Origin of the sequence: Photobacterium sp. BZF1, from assembly GCF_014349205.1 — a bacterium.
Taxonomy (GTDB): domain Bacteria; phylum Pseudomonadota; class Gammaproteobacteria; order Enterobacterales; family Vibrionaceae; genus Photobacterium.
Genome location: NZ_JACSOF010000025.1, coordinates 31,810 through 54,022, shown reverse-complemented (window position 1 = coordinate 54,022; position 22,213 = coordinate 31,810). Strand labels below are relative to the sequence as shown.

General features: G+C 49.6%; 20 protein-coding genes. 15 read left to right on the top strand and 5 right to left on the bottom strand.

Going from position 1 to position 22,213, the window contains the following annotated elements:
- Positions 1–112 precede the first annotated feature (112 nt).
- From BIZ37_RS07645 to BIZ37_RS07615, 7 genes are all read left to right on the top strand, one after another.
- Positions 113–1,186: a PTS fructose transporter subunit EIIC gene (locus BIZ37_RS07645; RefSeq protein WP_187461019.1), complete on the top strand. Its 1,074-nt coding sequence runs from the start codon at positions 113–115 to the stop codon at positions 1,184–1,186.
- A gap of 88 nt (positions 1,187–1,274) precedes the next feature.
- Positions 1,275–1,598, top strand: coding sequence for a PTS fructose-like transporter subunit IIB (locus tag BIZ37_RS07640; RefSeq protein WP_187461018.1), 324 nt, complete (start codon positions 1,275–1,277; stop codon positions 1,596–1,598).
- A 148-nt stretch (positions 1,599–1,746) separates the two neighbouring features.
- Positions 1,747–4,047 (top strand): formate C-acetyltransferase, encoded by a 2,301-nt coding sequence (locus BIZ37_RS07635; protein WP_187461017.1) that lies wholly within the window; start codon positions 1,747–1,749, stop codon positions 4,045–4,047.
- Positions 4,037–4,897 (top strand): [formate-C-acetyltransferase]-activating enzyme, encoded by an 861-nt coding sequence (locus BIZ37_RS07630; RefSeq protein WP_187461016.1) that lies wholly within the window; start codon positions 4,037–4,039, stop codon positions 4,895–4,897. The genes BIZ37_RS07635 and BIZ37_RS07630 overlap by 11 nt, the downstream gene beginning before the upstream one ends.
- A 2-nt stretch (positions 4,898–4,899) precedes the next feature.
- Positions 4,900–5,760 (top strand): sugar nucleotide-binding protein, encoded by an 861-nt coding sequence (locus BIZ37_RS07625; protein ID WP_187461015.1) that lies wholly within the window; start codon positions 4,900–4,902, stop codon positions 5,758–5,760.
- Positions 5,761–5,815: 55 nt separating this feature from the next.
- Positions 5,816–6,493 carry a fructose-6-phosphate aldolase gene (locus BIZ37_RS07620; protein ID WP_187461014.1) on the top strand — a complete coding sequence of 226 codons (678 nt, stop codon included), beginning with the start codon at positions 5,816–5,818 and terminating at the stop codon, positions 6,491–6,493.
- A gap of 59 nt (positions 6,494–6,552) precedes the next feature.
- Positions 6,553–6,948 (top strand): PTS fructose transporter subunit IIB, encoded by a 396-nt coding sequence (locus tag BIZ37_RS07615; RefSeq protein WP_370577319.1) that lies wholly within the window; start codon positions 6,553–6,555, stop codon positions 6,946–6,948.
- On the opposite strand, the gene BIZ37_RS07610 is transcribed toward BIZ37_RS07615, so the two are convergent.
- Positions 6,945–7,808, bottom strand: a complete 864-nt coding sequence (locus BIZ37_RS07610) for a helix-turn-helix transcriptional regulator (protein WP_187461013.1) — start codon at positions 7,806–7,808, stop codon at positions 6,945–6,947. The genes BIZ37_RS07615 and BIZ37_RS07610 overlap by 4 nt on opposite strands.
- Before the next feature lie 252 nt (positions 7,809–8,060).
- Between BIZ37_RS07610 and BIZ37_RS07605 the strand changes: the two genes are divergently transcribed.
- Together BIZ37_RS07605 and BIZ37_RS07600 are read left to right on the top strand one after the other, a co-directional pair.
- Complete coding sequence (locus BIZ37_RS07605) at positions 8,061–9,149, top strand: glycerol dehydrogenase (RefSeq protein ID WP_187461012.1); 1,089 nt, start codon at positions 8,061–8,063, stop codon at positions 9,147–9,149.
- Positions 9,150–9,252: 103 nt separating this feature from the next.
- Positions 9,253–9,912: an HAD-IA family hydrolase gene (locus tag BIZ37_RS07600; RefSeq protein WP_187461011.1), complete on the top strand. Its 660-nt coding sequence runs from the start codon at positions 9,253–9,255 to the stop codon at positions 9,910–9,912.
- Positions 9,913–9,981: 69 nt separating this feature from the next.
- Here the strand turns inward: BIZ37_RS07600 and BIZ37_RS07595 are convergent, their stop codons facing one another.
- On the bottom strand, positions 9,982–10,449 hold the full coding sequence (locus tag BIZ37_RS07595; RefSeq protein WP_187461010.1) for a DoxX family protein: 468 nt from the start codon (positions 10,447–10,449) through the stop codon (positions 9,982–9,984).
- A gap of 411 nt (positions 10,450–10,860) precedes the next feature.
- Between BIZ37_RS07595 and BIZ37_RS07590 the strand changes: the two genes are divergently transcribed.
- On the top strand, positions 10,861–11,226 hold the full coding sequence (locus BIZ37_RS07590; RefSeq protein ID WP_187461009.1) for a hypothetical protein: 366 nt from the start codon (positions 10,861–10,863) through the stop codon (positions 11,224–11,226).
- A 38-nt stretch (positions 11,227–11,264) separates the two neighbouring features.
- Here the strand turns inward: BIZ37_RS07590 and BIZ37_RS07585 are convergent, their stop codons facing one another.
- The 3 genes from BIZ37_RS07585 to BIZ37_RS07575 form a co-directional block, all read right to left on the bottom strand.
- Positions 11,265–11,831, bottom strand: coding sequence for a porin family protein (locus BIZ37_RS07585; protein ID WP_187461008.1), 567 nt, complete (start codon positions 11,829–11,831; stop codon positions 11,265–11,267).
- Between the two features lie 421 nt (positions 11,832–12,252).
- The gene (murQ, locus tag BIZ37_RS07580) at positions 12,253–13,155 is read right to left on the bottom strand and encodes an N-acetylmuramic acid 6-phosphate etherase (RefSeq protein WP_187461007.1); all 903 of its coding nucleotides are present in this window, start codon (positions 13,153–13,155) and stop codon (positions 12,253–12,255) included.
- 80 nt (positions 13,156–13,235) lie between these two features.
- Positions 13,236–14,123, bottom strand: coding sequence for a LysR family transcriptional regulator (locus BIZ37_RS07575; protein WP_187461006.1), 888 nt, complete (start codon positions 14,121–14,123; stop codon positions 13,236–13,238).
- Between the two features lie 201 nt (positions 14,124–14,324).
- On the opposite strand from BIZ37_RS07575, the gene BIZ37_RS07570 reads away from it, so the two are divergent.
- The 5 genes from BIZ37_RS07570 (at position 14,325) to BIZ37_RS07550 (ending at position 22,210) form a co-directional block, all read left to right on the top strand.
- Positions 14,325–15,416 carry an alcohol dehydrogenase family protein gene (locus tag BIZ37_RS07570; RefSeq protein ID WP_222939617.1) on the top strand — a complete coding sequence of 364 codons (1,092 nt, stop codon included), beginning with the start codon at positions 14,325–14,327 and terminating at the stop codon, positions 15,414–15,416.
- Positions 15,417–15,631: 215 nt separating this feature from the next.
- On the top strand, positions 15,632–16,618 hold the full coding sequence (locus tag BIZ37_RS07565; protein ID WP_187461005.1) for a LacI family DNA-binding transcriptional regulator: 987 nt from the start codon (positions 15,632–15,634) through the stop codon (positions 16,616–16,618).
- A gap of 244 nt (positions 16,619–16,862) precedes the next feature.
- Positions 16,863–18,518, top strand: a complete 1,656-nt coding sequence (locus BIZ37_RS07560) for an ABC transporter substrate-binding protein (protein ID WP_187461004.1) — start codon at positions 16,863–16,865, stop codon at positions 18,516–18,518.
- A gap of 66 nt (positions 18,519–18,584) precedes the next feature.
- Positions 18,585–21,155: a glycoside hydrolase family 3 protein gene (locus BIZ37_RS07555; protein ID WP_187461003.1), complete on the top strand. Its 2,571-nt coding sequence runs from the start codon at positions 18,585–18,587 to the stop codon at positions 21,153–21,155.
- A gap of 65 nt (positions 21,156–21,220) precedes the next feature.
- Positions 21,221–22,210, top strand: a complete 990-nt coding sequence (locus BIZ37_RS07550; RefSeq protein ID WP_187461002.1) for an ABC transporter permease — start codon at positions 21,221–21,223, stop codon at positions 22,208–22,210.
- Positions 22,211–22,213 lie beyond the last annotated feature (3 nt).

Genomic DNA, 22,213 nt, shown 5'->3' with positions numbered 1-22,213 from the left:
TGATAGCACTATTGCTCACTATAGTAGTACCAAAGCACAGCTGGCTTAGATTTATTCCCTGTACGTGAAACAACTTTTAAAAATGACAAGTTAATGACTCAAGGAGAGGTCGATGAAAGACTTAATCTCAATATTGAAGGACACAAGGCAGCACCTTATGACGGGTGTATCGCACATGATCCCATTTGTGGTTGCAGGTGGTATTTTGCTGGCGATGTCGGTCATGCTCTACGGTAAGGGGGCGGTGCCGGAAGAGGGGACCTGGTTGAATGACCTGTTCTTCATTGGTGTCGCCGGCTTCCAGTTGATGGTGCCTATCCTAGCGGCTTACATCGGTTACTCGATTGCTGACCGCTCGGCACTTGCACCTTCTGCCATCGCGGCATTCATTGGTGCCAACATGTACAACACCGGGTTTTTCGGCGCCATCTTTGCCGGCTTGCTGGGCGGTATTGTGGTGTTCTACCTCAAGAAAATTAAGGTACCTGCATTTGCCCGTTCTGTGATGCCCATTTTCGTTATTCCAATCATTGGTACATTCATCACAGCCGGTGCCATCGTGTGGGGGATCGGTGAGCCGATCGGTGCTGCTACTGAGGCGTTGACTGAGTTCCTTAAAGGAATGCAGAACGAAAGTATCGTCTTGCTGGCCGTTATCATGGGCTTGATGATCTCCTTCGATATGGGCGGTCCGGTCAACAAGGTTGCCTATGCCTTCGTCATCTTGTGTGTCGGCGAGGGGATCTACAACGTGGCGGGTATCTCTTCTGTTGCTGTTGCGGTGCCATCTATCGGTATGGGCCTGGCGACCTTCATCAACAAAAAACTCTACGACGACAGTGAAAAAGAAGCAGGCCGTGCCTCTATCTTGATGGGCACCATGGGGATTACAGAGGGTGCAATCCCGTTTGCCGCTGCCGACCCACTTCGTGTCCTGCCATCAATCATGATTGGTACCGCCGCAGGTGCCTCGACTGCTGCAGTGTTGGGTGTCGAGAGTTACGCCGCTTGGGGTGGTTTGATTGTCCTACCTGTTGTTGATGGCCGGTTTAGCTTCATCATTGCCCTGCTGGTTGGCTCGCTGGTAACCGCATTCCTCGTCAATTTCCTCAAGGCACGTCGCCCAGTGGTGGAAGAAAACACCCAGGAAGAAGACGACCTCGACCTTGATATTGAAATTGGCTAAGACCCCAAACGCATAAACAGGTGGGTGCCTCGCCCGCCTGTCACCAAACAACTGAATTGATTGTTCACAAATTTAAGGAAACAAGATTATGACTTCTATCGTAGCAGTAACCGCATGTCCATCAGGTGTTGCCCATACATACATGGCAGCAGAAGCCATCGAGTCGGCAGCAAAGGCGAAAGGCTGGGCGTGTACGGTTGAAACCCAAGGCTCGATTGGTATTGAAAACGAGCTGAGCCAGGGCGCGATTGCCGATGCCGATATCGTGATTTTGACCAAGGACATCGATATCAAAAATTCTGAACGCTTCGAAGGCAAAACCATTGTACGTATCGGTGTCAGCGACGCTGTTAAGCGAGCTGCAGCGGTGATGGACAAGATTGAAAAACACCTTGCGGCAACCGTAGCTTAACCCCTGGTCTGGAGGGGAAAATTCCCCTCCGCCCAATTGGATAGCTAAGCCTCCTGCAGGAAGAAAAGGCGGCTTAGCTATACAAAAGACAACACGATAAACAGCAACATTGCTCAACACCTCAACTGGTATTCTCAGGAGCCAATACATGAGTACCCCACGAATAGAACGCTTGAAAACCGCCTTGTTTGCCGCCCAACGTGAAATTTCCCTGGAGCGTGCGCTGCTCTATACCGAAAGCCACAAGCAAACGGAAGGTGAATCCACCCTGATCCGCCGTGCAAAAGCAACCGCCTATGTTTTGGATAACGTGGCGATTTCGATCCGGGAAAATGAGTTGATTGCCGGTAACAGGACCATCGCGCCTCGTGCGGGTATTGCTTCCCCTGAGATGGATCCGTACTGGATCGATAAAGAACTCGATATTTTTGAATCCCGCCCGCAGGACAAGTTTTTTATCTCCGAACAGGACAAGGCGATTTACCGCGAGCAGTTACTGCCGTATTGGTCTGAACGCTCGATGAAGGATTTTATCAACGCGCAGATCCCAAGCGATGTAAAAGCAGCGGTAGGGCAGAAGATTTTCAGCGTTAACCAAACCGACAAAGGCCAGGGCCATATCATTATTGATTTTGACCGTTTGCTGGGCAAGGGCTTGGGTGCTTTGGTGGACGAACTCAATGGGATGAGTCTGGACCAACCTGACAATGACTTCTTTAAGTCTGTGGTGATATTGCTTGAGGCGTCCATCCGCCACATCCACCGTTATGCAGACTTGGCGGAGCAGATGGCACAGGGGGCGGTGGATGCAACTCGCAAGGCGGAACTACAGACCATTGCCCGTATTTCACGCAAGGTGGCGACCGAGAAGCCGACGGGTTTTTACGAGGCCAGCCAGCTATTTTGGTATATGAATATCATCTTGCAGTATGAGTCCAATGCCAGCTCACTGTCGCTTGGTCGCTTTGACCAATACATGCTGCCGTTCTACCAGCAATCTATTGCGCAAGGTGAATCGCCGGCTTTCCTACGCGAACTGCTTGAGAGTCTGTGGATCAAAACCAACGACATCGTTTTGCTGCGCTCTTCCAGCAGCGCCAAGTTCTTTGCCGGCTTCCCGACCGGATACACCATCTTGCTGGGTGGCCTCAATGAAGTGGGCCGCAGTGCGGTGAATGTCTTATCAACGCTGTGCTTGGATGCTTACCAAAGCGTGCAGCTGCCCCAGCCGAACCTAGGTGTACGGGTGAATGAATTTATGGATCGCGGATTTTTGATGAAAACGGCCGAGACCATTCGCCTAGGTACCGGGATCCCGCAAATCTTCAATGACGAAGTCGTTGTCCCAGCCTTCTTGAACCGTGGCGTATCACTCGAGGACGCCCGTGATTATTCCGTGGTTGGCTGTGTTGAGCTATCTATCCCGGGTAAGACCTACGGTCTGCATGACATTGCCATGTTCAACCTGCTCAAAGTGATGGAGCTGGCGATGCAGCGCAATGCGGATAACCCGAATGTGAGCTTCGATACCCTGCTACAAGAGATACGCAGCGATATCCGCCATTACGTCAAGCTGATGGTCGAGGGTTCGAATATCTGTGATGTTGGCCACCGCGACTGGGCACCCGTGCCACTGCTGTCTTCATTCATCAGTGATTGTATTGAAAATGGCAAGGACATTACTTATGGCGGCGGCCGCTATAACTTCTCCGGCGTACAGGGGATTGGTATTGCCAACCTGTCGGATTCACTGCACGCCCTAAAGCGCTATGTTTTTGAAGAACAACGCTGCACCTTCAAAGAATTCATTACCACGCTGGATAGCAACTTTGCGGTCGAAGGTGGCGAGAAAATCCGCGCACGCCTGATGAACAAGTACGAAAAGTACGGCAATGACATCGATGAGGTGGATGCATTAGGGGCAGACTTGCTGCGCCTGTTTTGTAAAGAAGTCGAGCAATATCAAAACCCTCGGGGCGGGCAGTTTACCCCTGGCTCCTATACCGTATCTGCCCACGTGCCGCTTGGTGCTGTGGTCGGGGCTACGGCTGACGGACGCTTGTCGGGGGAGCAGCTGGCAGATGGCGGTTTATCCCCAATGCTCGGGAAAGATCAACTTGGCCCGACAGCGGTACTCAAGTCGGTGAGCAAGTTGGATAACTACCTCTTGTCCAACGGTAGCCTGCTCAACGTGAAATTTACCCCGGCGACCCTCGAAGGGCAGCAGGGATTGAGCAAGCTGTCTGACTTCATCCGTGCCTTTATGAAGCTGAAACTGCAGCACATCCAGTTCAATGTCCTCAATGCTGACACCCTTAAAAAAGCCCAAGAAAAGCCAGAAGATTATTCCGGGCTGGTGGTACGGGTGGCCGGTTACAGCGCCTTCTTTGTCGAGCTATCGAAAGAGATCCAGGACGATATTATCCGAAGAACTGCCCATGAGCTGTGATGTGAAACAACAGGAAGGTCAGAGCCAAAATACTGCCCGGATCTTCAATATCCAGCGCTACTCGCTGCATGACGGTTCGGGGATCCGGACCGTGGTGTTCTTCAAGGGCTGCCCCTTAAGTTGCCCTTGGTGTGCCAACCCGGAATCACGCTCGCACCAAACGACCTATATGCGGCGGATGGCGAAATGCCTGGAATGCGAAGAGTGCGAAATGGATGTGGACGAGTGCCCAAGCGGGGCGTGGGAACAGGTCGGGACAGACATGACACTGGATGAAGTGCTGGCCCAGGTTGCCAAAGATGATGTGTTCTTCGATACCTCGCAAGGCGGGATCACATTGTCGGGAGGAGAGGTCCTTAACCAGCCCCATTTTGCTATTGAGCTTCTGACTCGGCTCAAGCAGCTGGGATACCGGACCGCGGTGGAAACATCCGGCCATGGCAGCACGACCCAGTTGTTACGGATAGGTCAGCTATGCGATGAGGTATTGTTTGATTTCAAAATCATGGACAAGGAGAGGGCCAAACAAGTGGTTGGCCTGAATCTGGACAAGGTGCTTGAGAACTTTACCCGCTTGGTTGAGCAAGGCGTGCATGTTGTCCCAAGGCTGCCGCTCATTCCGGGTTATACCTTGGATCTGCTGAATATCGACAGAGTCATTCAGTTCTTGAAACCGTTCGACGTCGCAGAGATACACCTTTTGCCATTTCACCAATATGGCGCGAACAAATACCAAACACTGGGGATGGAGTACCTGATGAAGGACGTTGCCGTTCCCACTAAATCTGAAGTGGAAGCCATCCGCAGCCATGTAGAGGCGCACGGCTACCGAGTGGTTATTGGAGGCTAATCATGAAAAAGAAATTATTAATTACCGGCGCCAAGGGGTTCTTCGGTACCCGATTTATCCAGCGCTACCAGCACGAGTTCGATATCTTGGGGCTGGATGTCGAGCAGCTTGATATTACCGACAAACCTGCGGTGGATAGCACTTTCGCCCAGTTCAAACCCGATTACGTTATCCATGCCGCAGCCATTGCCGTGACTGACTTCTGCAACAAGCATCCTGATGTCGCCCACAAAGTGAATGTTGGTGGGGCCATCAATGTCGCCAATGCCTGCAAAGCGCAAGGTGCCAAGCTGGTCTTTATTTCTACCGAGCAGATCTTCAACGGTAACCCAGAAGCTGGCCCTTATACCGAGCAAGATACGCCGGTGCCAGATACTGTCTACGGCCAGAACAAGCTAGAAGCCGAGCACGAGCTGAAATCGATTCTGGATGAGATGTGGGTGTTACGCTTTACCTGGCTGTTTGGCCTGCCTGAGCGCCATACCAGTATTAACCCCAACGTGCTTTGGAATGCGATGCAGGCGCTGACCAATGGCGAGGTGATGCAGGAGCGACGCAATGAATTTCGCGGTTTAACCTATGTTCATGAGCTGATTGAGCAGTTCCCCAAAATCTTCACCATCCCTTATGGCACCTACCATACTGGGGCGCACAACCCGGTAAGCCGTTACGACATTGCCGCGCATATCCTTGGCGAACTTGGCCAGGAAGCCCGCTTGGGTGAGCTACTCGAGGTCAATGATGCCCCTAAGACCCGGGATGTCAGGCTCGATACCAGCAAGCTTGCCGCCCAGGGCGTCACGTTTACCGAGAGTAAATTAGCGATTACCAAGTGCCTCAGAGAGTTTCACTTTATCAAATAATGATATGGCACCTGATCCATGGCGAATAGGTCAGGTGCAGATTAGGAGTTTTACCATGATTTATATGCTTGATACTGCAGACATTAACGCAATTAAAAAAGCCGTCGACCTGTACCCGCTGGCAGGGGTAACAACCAACCCTTCAATCATCGCCAAGGAGAACCGTCCGTTAAAAGCGATTTTGCTGGATATCCGCGAGGTGATTGGCAAGGAGCGTATGCTGCATGCCCAGGTGATGGGCAAAGATGCCGAGACCATGCTTAAAGAAGCACAAGCATTGCGGGCGATAGATCCGGACATTATCGTCAAGGTACCGGTGACGCCGCAGGGGATCAAAGCGATGAAGCTGATCCATGCCGAAGGGATCCGAATCACGGCTACTGCTATCTTGACGCCGCAGCAAGCGCTTATGGCGGCGATGGCGGGGGCAGAGTTTTTGGCACCCTACGTCAACCGGTTAGACAATATTTGCGGCGATGGCACCGCAGTGGCAGCTGAAATGGCGCAGCTTATTGAAAACTATAACCTTGATGCAAAAGTGCTGGGAGCCTCCTTCAAAAATGTCCAGCAGGTACACCAGTTGGCCCTAGCGGGTATCCAGTCGGTGACTATTGCCCCAGAGGTATTTGATTTGCTTCTTGTCCATCCGCTGACAGACTCAGGTGTTGCCGGTTTTGTTTCTGATTGGGAAGGCGTTTATGGCGAAGGGACCAACGTATTGGATATTCTGTAATGTGAGCTAGAGCACGCCCGCAACATATTCAGTCAGGATAAAACTGACCGAGATTAATAATGGCTGAGCTTATTGAGATTACACTCATCAGGCTTGGTCATTTTTTTGATGTTGGGAATATGGAAATTGTTGGGGTTACCGCTTGCATCAGCGGGGTAGCGCACACCTATATGGCGGCTGAGGCGCTTGAAAAAATTTGCAAGAAAGCCGGATATAAAGTCACGGTTGAAACCCAGGGTGCCCTGGGCAGTGAAAACCAGCTGGACGAGGCACAGATAGCGTCGGCAGATGTTGCCGTTATCATCTCGGATATCAATATCGAAGGGGCTGAACGGTTCGAGCATTGCCGGGTTGTCCGTTGTTCTATTTCCCAATTTTTGCGCAGTACTGACGAGGTGATGCAGGCGATCACCAAAGTTCGCCAGGCTCCCCGTGGCGCAGAGGTGAAAATCTAGCCATCAACATGCGCACTGAGGTATTGCGTGCGGTATTCAGAAGGTGAGCGTTCGGTCTGGGCCCTGAATACCCGGCAAAAATAATTGCTGTCCTTGAACCCGCAACGGTGCGCCACTTCTTTGACCTTCATATCGTACTTTACCAATAAGAATTTCGCCCGTTCCAGCCGAATATGGTTCAGGTATTCGTTGAACTTGATATGTCCTTCTTTCTGGAATAATTGCGAGAGGTAGTTGGGAGAGACATAAAAATGCTCGGCGACGGACTCCCGGGTAAGTGGTTCGTGATAATGCTGCTCGAGGTAATCCCGGACTGATTCAAATAGCGCATGGCTTTTTGATGGTGTTTCGAGGGGCTGTTCAATTAAATCGACAATATGGCTGAACAATGAGCTTATCAATAGTTTCGTTGTCGCTTGCGATTCAATTTGCTTGGTCAGTTCATCTAAGGCATTGAGGATAAAGGTACCGACCCTCGGCCCGCGACGAAGTACCGTCTCTTTGATGGCTGAATCATATTTTTCCCCGTCCCAGCTCAATAAACTGAGGCCAAAACTTTGCTTACCAACCATCACCGTCAGGGTGACAACCGGTTTGTTCCAGATCGGCTGGTTCCAGCTCTCGGCAGGCAGGTAAATCACATCCCCCTGGCTGAATACATGCTTTTGCTCAACACCGGTCTGGCTACCCAGTTCCATCTCTATCTCGCCGACTAGCACCATTTCGATGCGCGGAAAATGGACTTGGTATGCCAGCGGGGGCGGCTCGGGCAGGGTGCCGGCATAATAGACATTTCCCAGTGACATACTTTCATCTTTGTAGTGATTAAGCGCCTGAAGTAAATAAGGTTTGTCTAGCATAATGGCCACTGGGGTAAGTGCGAATACGGGCTATTTTACGCGATTCAGCCGCACCAAATCTATATATACCCATATCTAATCTTGAGTTTGTGAGTCAGGCATGAAGGGTCTTTGCTGCTTACGGTGTTCACATATTTTTTTACTGCATACACACGTCCAGTTTAAATAACATTTGTGCTATTTCAGCATGAATTATCGGTTGCTATGTTGTTTTCCAGAGACCCGATTTTTATTCCAGAATTAGGAGGCAACATGCTGACAACCACTATTTTCCCTGGGCGCTATGTACAAGGTAAAGATGCCCGTCAACAGTTGGGTGCAGAGCTCGCTCGTTTTGGCCAAAAAGGCTTGGTGATTTGCGATCCATTTGTACATGACACGCTAATGGGGGAGTTTGAACCTTACCTAGATGGTGTTGAGGTTGAGATCGTGAAGTTCACCGGTGAATGCAGTGACGAGGAAATTGCCCGTTTGGTCAGCTTGCTCCAGGGCTTCGGCGGGGAATTTGTGGTAGGGCTGGGCGGAGGGAAAACCATCGATACCGCCAAGGCGACGGCCTTTGAGGCCAAAGTGCCTGTTGCGGTGGTACCAACCCTAGCGGCCAGTGATGCCCCATGTAGTGCCCTTTCTGTTATTTATACTCAGGAAGGTGAGTTCAAACGCTATCTGCTGCTGCCGCAAAACCCAAACTTGGTACTTGTCGATACCCAGATTATTGCAAAAGCGCCGGTTCGCCTATTGGTGGCTGGTATGGGGGATGCGCTGGCGACGTGGTTTGAGGCCGAGTCGTGCCAACAGAGTTTTGCGGCGAACATGACAGGTAACTTAGGTTCGGTGTCGGCTTACGCTCTGGCACGCTTGTGCTACGACACCTTGTTGCAGTACGGCGCGATGGCCAAAGTTGCCAACGAGCAAAACGTTGTGACACCAGCGCTTGAGCGTGTAGTGGAAGCCAATACCCTGCTCAGTGGCTTAGGCTTTGAAAGTGGCGGCCTTGCGGCGTCACATGCTATCCATAATGGCTTGACGGTGCTGGAGCCGACACACGGTTTCTTGCATGGCGAGAAAGTCGCGTTTGGCGTGTTGGCGTCTCTATTCTTGACGGACAAGCCTGCTGAGACGATTGCAACGGTTTATACCTTCTGTGAAAGCGTCGGGTTGCCGACAACGTTAGGCCAGATCGGTTTGGCAGGTGTTACCGATGCGGAGTTGATGGCCGTTGCTGAGGCCGCTTGTGCTGAGGGTGAGACCATCCATAACGAACCGCGCCCGGTCAATGCTGAAAGTGTCTTTGCGGCGATGAAGGCTGCAGATGCGGAAGGTTGCCGCCGCCAAGCTTAACAGCCGTGGCTATGGCTATGGATTTGGCTGTGGATATCGCTGCGTGGTGTAGCAAGCAGCCTCATAGCCCTGCTTGCTATCAATGGATATAAGGAGAAGAGCCTTGGCTAACATTCCTTTCAAAGGCCTGTTGTTCGATTTAGATGGCACCTTGGTGGACTCTATTCCTGCCGTGACCCGGGCATGGTCACAGTGGGCGAAAACCAAAGGGCTAGACCCTGAGCATGTCATGTCAGTGATTCATGGGCGCCCAGCGATGGAGTCGATCGCCGAGCTATTGGGGAATGCTTCGAAGGCTGAAGTTGTGCGGGAGTTTCAATGGCTGGAGGACTACGAGTCAACCGATACAAAAGGCACGAAGGCTCTCCCGGGTTCAGTGGCCCTGCTCAATGCGCTGAATGAAAAGCAGGTTCCCTGGGCGATTGTCACTTCCGGCACCTTACCGGTGGCAAATGCCCGGATCAAAGCGGCAGGACTGCCCTTGCCCAAGGTGTTGATCACGCCGGAGAAACTCACAAACGGCAAGCCCCACCCCGAGCCTTATTTGACGGGAGCAAGGGAGCTCGGTCTGACTGCTGGGCAATGCATCTGCTTTGAAGATACCCAGGCCGGCCTACTGGCTGCAAAATCTGCCAAAGCGGTCGCTATTGGTATTCTGAGCCATGCAAGCAAAGAAGAGTTGCCTGCTGCTGACTATCATATCCGCTCTATGGCAGAGTTGGCGGTGGATATCGGCCCAATCCAAAGGGTGCTTAAAATCTGATCTATAACTTAAAGTTAACGAAATAACCCCACAGGCAATCAAGCCTGTGGGGTTATTATTCTTTAACGCTTATGCCAATGCTGGCGCTTTTTCTTTTAGGTTACGCGATAACAACCTGTTATCGACACCCAAGCGCCCAGCCCCTGAAACCAGCAGCGAGGCAGACATTGCCAGTAATGCGAGGCCAAACTCGTAGCCACCGTTTGAGATGAACAAGCCCTTGTCCAAGTGCACGGTAACAATGGCAACCACCATGGTAACGGCCAGTACCAACGCGGTTGGTCGGGTGAGCAGACCAAGTAAGATGAACAAACCGCCGAAGAACTCCGCACCGCCTGCCATCATTGCCATCAGAAAACCCGGCTCCAGTCCGATGGATGCCATCCATTTGCCAGTACCTTCAAGGCCGTAACCGCCAAACCAGCCAAATAGTTTCTGCGCGCCGTGAGCCATGAAAATGATCCCTGCCGGTACTCGTAGGGCAAGAGGGGCGAAAGTGGCTGATGACGAAAGTGTTTTGTTGATCAATGTGTTCATAGTGCTGTCCTCGAATCTGTCGGCAATTCCTGATGCCGGGTAACTGTCCTGTGTTGTTGGATACAGAATAGGCAGCTTCGCCTGAGATCAACATCAGGTGAACTTGAGCTAATCGTTCAAAATTTTCGAATGAACTAAATGCAAAAGACACTGACGTTGGGTGTTGAGGCAATGGCTGTTAACCGAGGTCTCACTATGGAGTTGAGTAATTTACGCGCAAGTAACTGCAATTAATCACCTTTTTACTTGCAAGTTGGAAAGTAAAGATAAGGGGTAATGTATAATGAATGTTCGAAAAAGAGATGGCTACGCAAGGTATGTGGCTGCTTGGCAGGGAAGCAGTTAGTAGGATTATAAGTTGTATAACATGCCAATCGTAAAGATAGGTGAGAGTGAAACGTCAGTGACAAAATGATGAGTGATAGTATTGAAATGGTTACGAAAGACAGTGTGGTGATGCTCTTTGATCCAAAGGCGGTTGAAATATTGAGAGACAAGGCAAAAGCCGAAGCTTTCTTCGGTATGGATAAAGAAGCTGCACGGTACAAGACAATTGCCGATGCGTGGGAGAGCGGGGAAAATATTGCAATTGCTGAACTTTGGTATCTTTGGGATGGCCTAAAGCGAGTTTATGTTCAACGGATCGGTGATTTCAACAATCCAGAGTATGCATCTATTCGGGATGGGTTTGAACTTGGCTTAGAAAGCCATATGTATTTGCTTGGTGTTTTGGCCGCTAATGCTGTTGGGGAACCTGTCTCTTTGGGAGAAGGCTAAACGCCTTGCTCCTTTATTCTCCGAGGCTGCCGCCGTGGTTAAAACTTGAAATTAACCCCTAACAAGTAATGGTCGCTGCTGAAATGCTGCGGTAGTTCAATGCGTTGGTACTCCACACTAATGCCAAAATGCTGGCCGAGAGCGAGTTCGGCACCGAGGGCAACATATGGAGAGAACCCGCGTTCGGTACGGGTGTGCCAATTGTCTTTGCCCTTGCGGGTTTCAAGGTCGCGTGTATCAAGGTCTACTGCAGCGTAGTTAATCCCGCCACGGGCATAGATATTAGTAAAGCGGGTAACAGGGTATTCTGCTTTTACGCCTAGCAAGCCACCACTATAGCTGGAAACTGATTGGGAAAGGCCAAGTGTGCCGAGGTAACTCAAACCGCCGCTGTTGGCAAAATAGCCGGTGTCGAGTGAGAAATAGCGGTTGAAGTGGTAGTTATAGCCAAGCTCGAAAGTGAAGCCTGCATCACCATCACTGTGGTGATTATTGGACATACCCCCGCCACCCAAACGGATTCCCACTTCATGGGTAATAGGCTGGCTGGCGGCTTGGCTGACGAGAGGGCAAAGCAGGAAAATAGCCGGAATGAATTTTGTCATAAAATACGCTGTTTTATTAATTTGGCGTGGATTTTATCGACTGGTTAAACTGGGCTCAATAACCGGGGACAAAGCCGTACATTGTTGTTAGCTGCGTTTTTTTGATTTCATCTATCTGTTTTTGCAAGGTATCCCGTACCAAAAATAGCAGTAGTGAATGATTTTTCTGGTAGTGACCTCCGACCAGTCTCAAAAATGGCAGATGGGCTAATATTAATGTAGTCGCGCCAGTATTGGTTAAGGAAACTGTGGCTATGATGGATGCAGATACAATGTTTACCTGTATCTACTTGCTAGAATTTGACTCGCTAATTGTGTCTTGATTTGGACACTCGCAAATTTCGCTCAGCCTCGGCTGGGCATTTTTATTTCTGCCCTGCCATTTTCCATCAAATAGCCTCGACTGAGCTTATTCCCTGTTTTATTTACTGCTGATAGCCTTGCGGGTAAAGCCTTGATTTTCGTCAAGTAGTGAAGCCGCTTGGTTGGCATCAACGCCGGCTAGCAGCATGACTATCGCAGTTTTGCAGTGGCCGTTACAGGCCGCAAGCGCATCAATGGCTTGTTCCCGGTTGCAGTCTGTCGCAGCCATCACAATACTTTTCTGCCGCTCGACCAACTTGGCATTGGTGGCTTCGACATCGACCATCAAATTGCCGTAGACCTTACCGGTTCTAATCATTGCGCCTGTCGTTAGCATATTGAGGATCAGTTTCTGTGCCGTACCGGCTTTGAGGCGCGATGATCCGGTCACGATTTCAGGGCCTACGACAGGTGTGATGGCAATATCAGCCGATTGGCTCATCGGGCTATCAGGGTTGCAGCTGATACAGGCCACGGTCGCGCCAACAGACTTGGCATATTCCATCGCGCCCAGTACGTAAGGGGTCCTGCCGCTGGCGGCAATGCCGACCAAAACATCTTTGCTGCTGAAGTCCAGCGCTTGCAGGTCGCCTGCACCCATGTCACGGTTGTCCTCGGCATTTTCGACCGCTTTGAGAATGGCTTTATGGCCGCCTGCAATCAGGCCTACCACTTGCTCTGGCTTGCTGCCAAAGGTAGGCGGGCACTCACTAGCATCAAGGATACCTAAACGGCCAGAGGTACCTGCGCCACTGTATATCAATCTGCCACCTTGCATGAAGGCATCGGCAATGGCATCGACTGCACGGGCTATTTCAGGCAAAACCGCTTCGACAGCAAGGGCGACTTTCTGATCTTCCTGATTGATGACCTTCAACATATCGACAGTCGATAGCGTATCAATCTCGGCACTGGCACTGTTGCGGCTTTCAGTCACCATCTTAGTCAAATCAATTTTCATTCTGGGGTCCGTCTGGGTGGGGTCTCAATATTGTATGTTATGGTCAAACTTTATGTCACGGCAACGCCTTGGACGGGCAATCAGGTCGATACCGATTGGAGTTGCTGGTGGGCATGGAGAAAGCAGGTAGAAATGGTTTCTACCGTATGCGCGTTCTGCCCTTGGGCATAGATAAGATTGAAGGTCAGGCGTTCGTTTAGGGTAAAGGTGTCGTGGAAAGGCTCTGACGGTAACATCTGCTGGGTCTGGCCGAATTTGTGTAGTGACTCTGGCAACAATGAGATGGCCAGGCCGTTATATACGGCTTCGGCAATATTATCGAGAACTGGGCTAGTAAAGACAACTTCGTAACGGATGTCCGCATTTTCGAGTGTTGCGAGAGTGAGATCGCGGATCAGGCAATCGCCGTCAAACAGGGCTATAGGCACAGGTTGCTCCGTGCTCAGCGAGAGCTTGGGCGATTTCACCCAGTTAATCGACTCACTCCACAGCGGCATGCCGTCTTTAACCCCTGGCTCTCCGGCAACAATGGCTATATCGACAGTGCCGGCTTGGCGCTTTTTCCTTAGGTGACGGCTTCTGTCACATACCACTTTCGCTGCCAAGTTGGGCATTTTCGCTCTCAATAGCGGCATAAAGTGGCGGGTGAAATCGGCGGCGTAGTCGGTGGGTATACCGAAAGTCAATTGGCCTGAAATATCTTTGCCGCTAAGGGCGGCAAGGGTACTGCTGTTGAGGGCCAACATTTGCTGGCTGCGACTGAGTAAGACTTTTCCGGCATCGGTTAGGATAACGCCACGGTGACTGCGGATCAGTAACTCGCATCCCGCCAACTCCTGCAAGCGTTTCATTTGCATGCTGACGGCACCGCTGGAGCGATATACCCGCTCGGCGGCAAGTTTGATTTCACCGGTCTCTGCAACGGCAACAAAGGTTCTCAACAACTCTAAATCTAACAGCGTGTCCATTTCGACGTCTTCTTTGGGGAGCTTAAAGGCAGGCCACCTTTCGTTGGGTAACGGCCTAAGAATCATTATAGATTTAGAATTGCTAAATCTATAGGTTAATTTTATTCGTTTGGCTAAATTTACTGTTGCGATTATTGTTGGAATCTACTTTTTCTTTGGATCAAGGCCAAAGGCATTCTGAATGATGTGGGAGAGATTGTAATGACAACTTCATTGCCAAATACGATGAAAGGCGTGGTGCTAACCGGCCACGGTGGCTTGGATAAACTGGTAGTGCGTGACGATATAGCGCTGCCTGAACTGGCCGGGAACGAAGTGTTGATCAAGGTCGGTGCCTGCGCGGTGAATAATACCGATATCAATACCCGGATTGGCTGGTACTCCAAGCAAGTGACTGCTGATACCAATGCTGGTGGTTCAGAGGGTTTTGACACTATCGATGATCAGGATGCCAGTTGGTCGGGGATCCCGCTGACCTTCCCGCGTATTCAGGGTGCAGATGTTGCCGGCCATATTGTGGCAGTTGGTGAGCAGGTTGACCCGTCCCGTATTGGTGAAAGGGTCATGGTCCGTGCCATGCAGCAGCACCCGCGCACTGATGAATCATTCCGTTGCATCACTTTCGGCTCTGAGTGCGATGGCGGTTTTGCCCAATACACCAAGGCATTGGCTGGTGAGGCATTTACTGTCAACAGCACCATGACTGACGTCGAACTGGCTTCATTTCCTTGTGCTTTCTCAACGGCGGAAAACATGGTTGACCGTGCCAACGTTAAAGCCGGTGATGTGGTATTGGTGACCGGTGCCTCCGGTGGTGTCGGAGCGGCGGCAGTCCAACTTTCCAAGCGCCGTGGTGCCAGCGTTATTGCGGTATGCGGTGCTGACAAGCATCAGCAAGTACTAGAGATGGGCGCTGACCGAACGATTGCCCGTGGCGATAGCTTGATCGAGTCGCTTGGGACCATGGCTGTTGATGTGGTGATTGATCTGGTCGCTGGCGAGCAATGGCCGGAATTACCAGAAGTATTACGCCGTGGCGGTCGCTACGCGGTAGCCGGTGCAATCGGTGGCCCGCTGACTGAGCTGGATGTACGTACCTTGTACCTCAAAGATCTCAGCTTCTTTGGTTGTACTTACCAGCAGCGCCACGTGTTTGAAAACCTAGTAAGTTATATCGAAGCAGGTGAAATCAAACCAGTTGTCTCTAAAACTTATCCGCTGGAGCAAATCCACCAAGCGCAGGAAGACTTCCTCGCCAAGAAGTTTGTCGGCAAATTGGTGCTCGTGCCTTAATTAGTCAAATGAATATGCGTACAGGGTAATATCATTATTACCCTGTTATTTTCATATCTTGTAATCATTCCAAATCCTTCCTGAATAAGCACACCAGATAACAAACGTATTATCAATATATTCTATTGTTTTGTGATCACTCCCTACTTTGCTGCTATGGACTGTCTGAGTGATTGGGTTAATATGGCGACAATATCCAATCAGAAATAGAGACAATGAGTAAGTCAACAATTTATGATGTGGCAAAGTTAGCGAATGTTTCCACGGCAACTGTTTCCCGATTTCTAAATAAAAATAGCCATATTGAAAAAGAAAAAGTGAGGGCGATAGAGGATGCAATATTTCAGTTGAATTATCGACCAAGAAAGCGAAGGAAAGGTCATCGCAGTATGTCTATTGGTGTGTTGATGCCATCATTAAACGATGCCTTCTCGCTCGAAATATTAGATGGTATCCGATCAATGGCTTCGCAATATAATTATCAGATGGTAATTGAGCCTTATAACTGGGATAAAAACACTGAAATCAGCCTGTTGATTGATTTCAAAAAGAGAAAGCTCGACAGTGTTATTATCGTTGTAGGTTGCAGTTCATTTGTTGAAGTAAAAAGTATCCTCGAAGATACCCCAACCCTCTTCGTCTGCCGCAAGGAAAATGATATCTACCCAGTATTGTGGGGGGATAATGTTATCGGGGGCAGCATTGCCACCAACCACCTCCTACAGCTTGGCCACAGGGAAATCGCCCACCTTTCTGGGTCTGATAACAGTTTTGATAGTATCGATAGAAAAACCGGCTTTTTGAAAAGTTTTGAGCGGGCGGGCTTGCCTGTTAACCCTAACCTTATTGTCAATGGTGGCTTGTCGTTAGAAGGCGGTTTTGAAGCGACAAATGAATTACTTAACAAAGGGTTACGATTCTCGGCCATATTTGCTGCTAACGATTTGAGTGCATTCGGCGCGATTCAGGCTCTACACCAGCACAAGATCCGCGTACCTGAAGATGTATCAGTGATAGGTTTTGATGATCATAAAATCTGTGATTATTTTATTCCACGCCTGACCACCATCAAACAGCCGCTATTTAATATTGGACAGCTAGCATATCAATCTATTCTCGACATTATGTGTGGAGAGCCGAGTGATGTCTCCATCCCGCCCTTTGAGGTCATAATTCGAGAAAGCACGCTGAAACTAACGTGAAACTAAGCTATCAAAAATCATGTTTTTGATAGCTTTTTATTAGTTACATGACTTAGTTGCTTGTATTTTAAGTGTTTTGTTTGTTTTGTGTTTTCTTTGTTTCATGAAACAGATTGTAATTGAGTTGACTGTCACCATTTAAGACATCGCTTGTTTCATGAATGATTGGGTGTGATTTTTATCACAATATTCTAGCCAAAAGTCATTATTATCGGCTTCATAAATAAAACAGACAGGCAGACTCATGAAAAAGAAAATAATCTTAGCTTCAGCGGCTTTGCTGCTGGGCTCAATGCAAATTCAAGCGAAAGAAAACGTTGAAACCCCAAATCTTAAAGTATTGGCAGAAAGTACCACGGGTTGGGTAGAAAACTTTAACCCATGGATCGGGGGGCGCACTAATTTTGTTTATGAGCCGCTGGTTATTTTCGATACATTTAATAGCGGTGTAGAGCATATGTGGCTGGCTGAAAGTTATCAGCAGTCAGAAGATATGTTGAGCCTTACGGTAAAACTACGGCCAGGTGTTAAATGGTCTGACGGTGAAGACTTTACCGCTGATGATGTTATTTTTACCTATGAGTACCCAAAGCAATTTCCTGAAATTGATGTAGCCGGTAATGCCAACCGAATTAAATCTGTAGAGAAGATTGATGACTTAACGGTTAAGATTAATTTGAATAAACCTAATGCATTTGCGAAATATGATGTGTTGGGAGAGGGGGTATTAATTATCCCTGAACATATTTGGTCAAAAATAGATAAGCCAGCCCAAGAAACGATGAAAAACCCAGTAGGGACTGGCCCATTTACTGAAATTACCCGTTTTACCCCTCAAGTATATGTTCAATGCCGTAATCCTAATTATTGGAATGAAAAGCTAGCGGTTAATTGTTTGGAATTCCCGCAATATTCCAGCAATGATGCAGCACTAGAAATGTTGGCAAAAGGCGAAGCCGATTGGGCAGGTATTTTTATCCCGGATATTGAGCGTACCTACTCGAAAGCTCATCCCAATAATAAATACTGGTTCCCTTCTAATGACGGTATGCGCCTGACCTTCAATTTTGAAACCCAGAATGAAAATGCCAGAAAAGCATTTGAGAATATTAATTTCCGCAAGGCGGTAAACCTGGCTATGGACAGGGATGCCATGATGATGATCGGGGCTTACGGATATGTCGATGGCGACAACCCGGCATCCAACTTGCCCAAGGGGCTTTGGAACTGGCGGGATGCCAATGCTGATGCCACATGGGCGAATTACTATCGCTATGATTTGGAACAAGCCAAACAGTATCTGGCACAAGGCGGCTTTAAAGATACAGACGGAGATGGGTATGTAAATAACCCTGACGGCACTCCATTTAGGTTCCGAATTCAGGTGCCGAGTGGTTGGAGTGACTGGGTAAACAATGCCTCAATCGTTATTGAAGGGCTGCGTGCCGTCGGCATCAATGCCACGGTGGTTACCCCCGAAGTGAATGCCTATGTCCAGAACTGGGGCAACAATAATTTCGAAGCCAACCTAGTTGCAGGTGGTTTGCAGGCCTCTATTTGGGCGTTCTATGACTACACGATGCATTCGAAAAATGCCCAGACGGCTATCTGGTGGTCAACGGCTATGCATAACTACAAAAGTGAACAGCTCGATAGCTTGATCGACACCTTATCGGTGACTGTCGATGAGCAGCAGCAAAAAGCACTGGTTTCAAAAATCGAAAACTATCAGGCCGAGAACGTTCTGCAAGTGCCGCTTTACTACAACGCGGTGTGGTACCAGTACAACGACAGCCGCTTCACAGGTTTTGCCAATGCTGAGAATCCATTTACTAACCCTGCTCCGTTTGCTGGTGCGGCAAGGTTAGTCCATGTGCTGAATCTTAAGCCAAATTCGTAAATCGCATTTCTTTTCAAGCCCTCCGTGGGAGGGCTTCAATTTGTCCATTTTATTAGGTGCAATCTAATGACTACGTTTAACACGCCATATTTTCCTGAGTGGCCACGTATTAATTCGGCCATAAAAACAGATCCGGCTATTGAAAATGCTGTTGCAGATATTGTTTCGCAAATGACGCTGGAAGAAAAAGTTGGCCAGATGATCCAGCCGGACCTCCGTGGGGTGACTCCTGCCGAGGCGCGTGATTTCAAACTGGGCTCTATCCTCAATGGTGGTGGGGCATGGCCGCAGGATAACAAACATGCCTCGGCACAGGACTGGGCGAACAAAGCCGATGAATTCTGGTTTGCAGTGGAAGAGGCTTATGCCGATCGTCCGTTCCGGGTGCCTTTCTTCTGGGCAACCGATGCGGTACATGGCCATAACAACGTATTTGGCTCAACGGTTTTCCCGCACAACATCGGCCTTGGTTGTGCCCGTGACCCGCAATTGATCCGCCGTATTGGTGAAGTGACAGCCATCGAAGTGGCATCAACAGGCCTCGATTGGACGTTTGCGCCGACTGTCGCCACCCCTCGCGAGCTTAACTGGGGCCGTGTTTATGAGGGATATTCCGAAGATCCTGAAATTACTTTCGCTTACGCCTCCCAAATGGTGGCTGGTCTACAAGGCAGCACTGAAGAGTTAATGGGTGAAGACAAGGTGATTTCCAACGTCAAACACTGGGTGGGCGACGGCGGAACGCTTAACGGAGTGGATCGTGGCATCAATACCTACAGCGAGGACAACCTGCGCAATATCCACGCGATGGGTTACTTCAGTGGTCTTGAAGCCGGTGCCCAGGTGGTGATGTCTTCCTTCAACAGTTGGGTCAATGAGGCCAATTACGACCAGACAGCCTCTGACGGAGTGGCGTATAACCACAAGATCCACGGTAGCCGTTACCTGCTTACTGATGTGCTCAAAGGCAAGATGGGTTTTGATGGTCTGGTGGTTACGGACTGGCATGGTCATGCAGAGGTGAGTAAGTGTACCGATACCAATGCGTCATATGCGATCAATGCCGGTAACGACATTCTTATGGTGCCTGAGCATGCCCATTGGATCCCTGTTTATCAGCAGACGGTGCAGGACGTCAAAGATGGGGTGATCCCGATGTCACGTATTGACGATGCGGTAACGCGTATCCTGCGGGTGAAAATGCGTGCGGGCCTTTGGGACAAACCCCAGCCGACGAAACGTAAGCATGCGGGCTTGCAAAACCAGTTGGGTGCCAGCCAGCACCGGGAAGTTGCCCGGGAAGCGGTGCGAAAATCACTGGTGTTGCTGAAGAACAACAACAATATTTTGCCTCTTCAGTCATCCCAGAAAATTTTGCTGGCGGGCAGCGCGGCGAATGATTTGCAAAAGCAGTCTGGCGGTTGGAACCTGACCTGGCAGGGTGACGAAAACACCTTGGAAGACTTCCCAGGAGCAACGACTACCAAGATGGCGTTCGAAGCGGCGCTGGGTGAAGAGAATGTTGTTTTCGACCCGGAGCTAGCCACTGATCTTTCCGGTGTCGACATAGCTATTGTGGCCTTTGGCGAAGATCCTTATGCCGAGATGATGGGAGATATCAAAGACGGCAAAACCCTTGAGTTCGCAAAAATTAAGCGCAGCTACCAGCGTGATACCGACACAATCCGTCGTTTGCATGATGCAGGCGTAAAAGTTGTGAGTGTGTTTTTCTCGGGCCGTCCATTGTACGTAAACGAGGAAATTTCGAAATCTGAAGCCTTTGTAGCGGCATGGTTGCCGGGCAGTGAAGGGCTGGGTATCACCGATGTGTTGGTTGGCGATGAAGCCGCAAAGGCGAATTACGATTTTATCGGCAAGCTTTCTTTCAGCTGGCCGAACAAGAAAACCTCGACCTCTGTTCACCGTATTCCGCCGCATATCCCGAATTATGTTTTGCCTGCCAACGAGCAGGACCCGAGTGGAGAACATGCGCCGCTGTTCCCTTATGGTTATGGACTTAGCTATACCGATTCCGAGGCCAGCCAAGCCCGGGATTTGAATGCGCTTGAGCTTGATAACGACGGTTCGGATGCAACGGATAGTGCGATTGAAATGTTTGGTGTGAAAGCCTCTGGCGATTATCAGATGAAGCTTATCAATGGTGCTGATTGGCAAGTGGTTGATGCATCGCGTAACAACAAGGTGAACCTTGCTGCACTTTCAACCCGTCCGTTCAACTACCAGCAGCAGCAGGACGCAATGGAGGTGACTTTCCACAGCAAGTTTGGCGCTGTATGCATTAACCCAAGTGATGGTTTGGCAGAAAACTTATCGGACTTTGCCTGTGACAGTACCGAATTGGTGTTTGATGTATTGGTGTTCGAACAGCCGACCGATGATGTTGAAGTGGCCGTTGGTCTGTGGGGACGCGGCGATAAGGGAAGCTTTAGTGATATCTCCTCAGTAGAAATTACCCCACAGCTCAAGGGCGAGCGTGACGTATGGCAGGAAATCCGCATTCCGTTGTCATCGTTTGAAAACCGCAAACCTGACTTTTCGGCCATCAATACGCCTTTCATGCTCTACACCGAAGGTGAGCTGAAGGTTGTGATTGCCAATGTTCGCTGGGTGAAGTAGCCCCCATGGAGAGGCGGGGAGATCTGCCTCTCTTTTCTAATGTTTAAACTATTAATGGATTAATCATGAATTATGCGGTTAAAAGATTAGGCTTTTATCTGGTTGCATTCATCGTCGCCATTGCGATTAACTTCTTCCTGCCGCGAATGATGCCGGGGGACCCTATCCAATCATTCATTGCCCGTTTGGTTCAAAACGGCGGCCAGGTCAGTGCCGAGACCATTGCAGCCATCGAAGCACTATACGGGTACTCGTCGAATACCCCGCTATACCAGCAGTTCTTCAGCTACATGCAAAATATCTTCAAGGGAGACTGGGGTATCTCCACTCGCTTTTTCCAGCCTGTTACAGAAGTCTTAGGCCGTGGTGCACTCTGGACTTTGTTGTTAGTCGGGATGAACGTTGTCATTTCATACTCTATCACCACATTGGCTGGTATCTATGTGGCTTGGAAACGGGGCTCTGTAGCGGATAGCGTGATTACTATTGGGTCGGTGGTTATTTCATCTATTCCGGGCGTGGTCATGGCTTTAGTGTTGTACTTTGTGTTTGCCTCGAATCTGGGTTGGTTCCCAACCGGTTATGCTTATGATCCTGCGATTGAACCCGGCTTGACTTGGGAGTGGATCTCCAGTGTTGCTTACCACCTTACTTTACCATTGATAGCCATGGTGTTACTTGGCCTTGGCGGGGTCATGGGAATGCGCTCAAACATGATCAACCAACTCGGTGAAGACTACATCGTAATGGGATGGGCCAAAGGGGTGTCGGATAAAAAAGTGATGCTGGCTTATGGTGCCCGTAATGCCATGCTACCGATGATCACTTCTTTCGCCATGTCTATCGGGATGATCTTCGGCGGCTCATTGATCATCGAAATCATTTTCAATTACCCAGGATTGGGGCAAGTGATTTTCCAAGCCATGATGTCTCGTGACTATCCATTGATTCAAGGTTACTTGCTTATCATGACCATCATGGTGCTGACGGCGAATTTCGTTGCCGACATGCTGCTGTTCTTGCTTGATCCGCGTTTACGCACCCAACTGAACTGATAG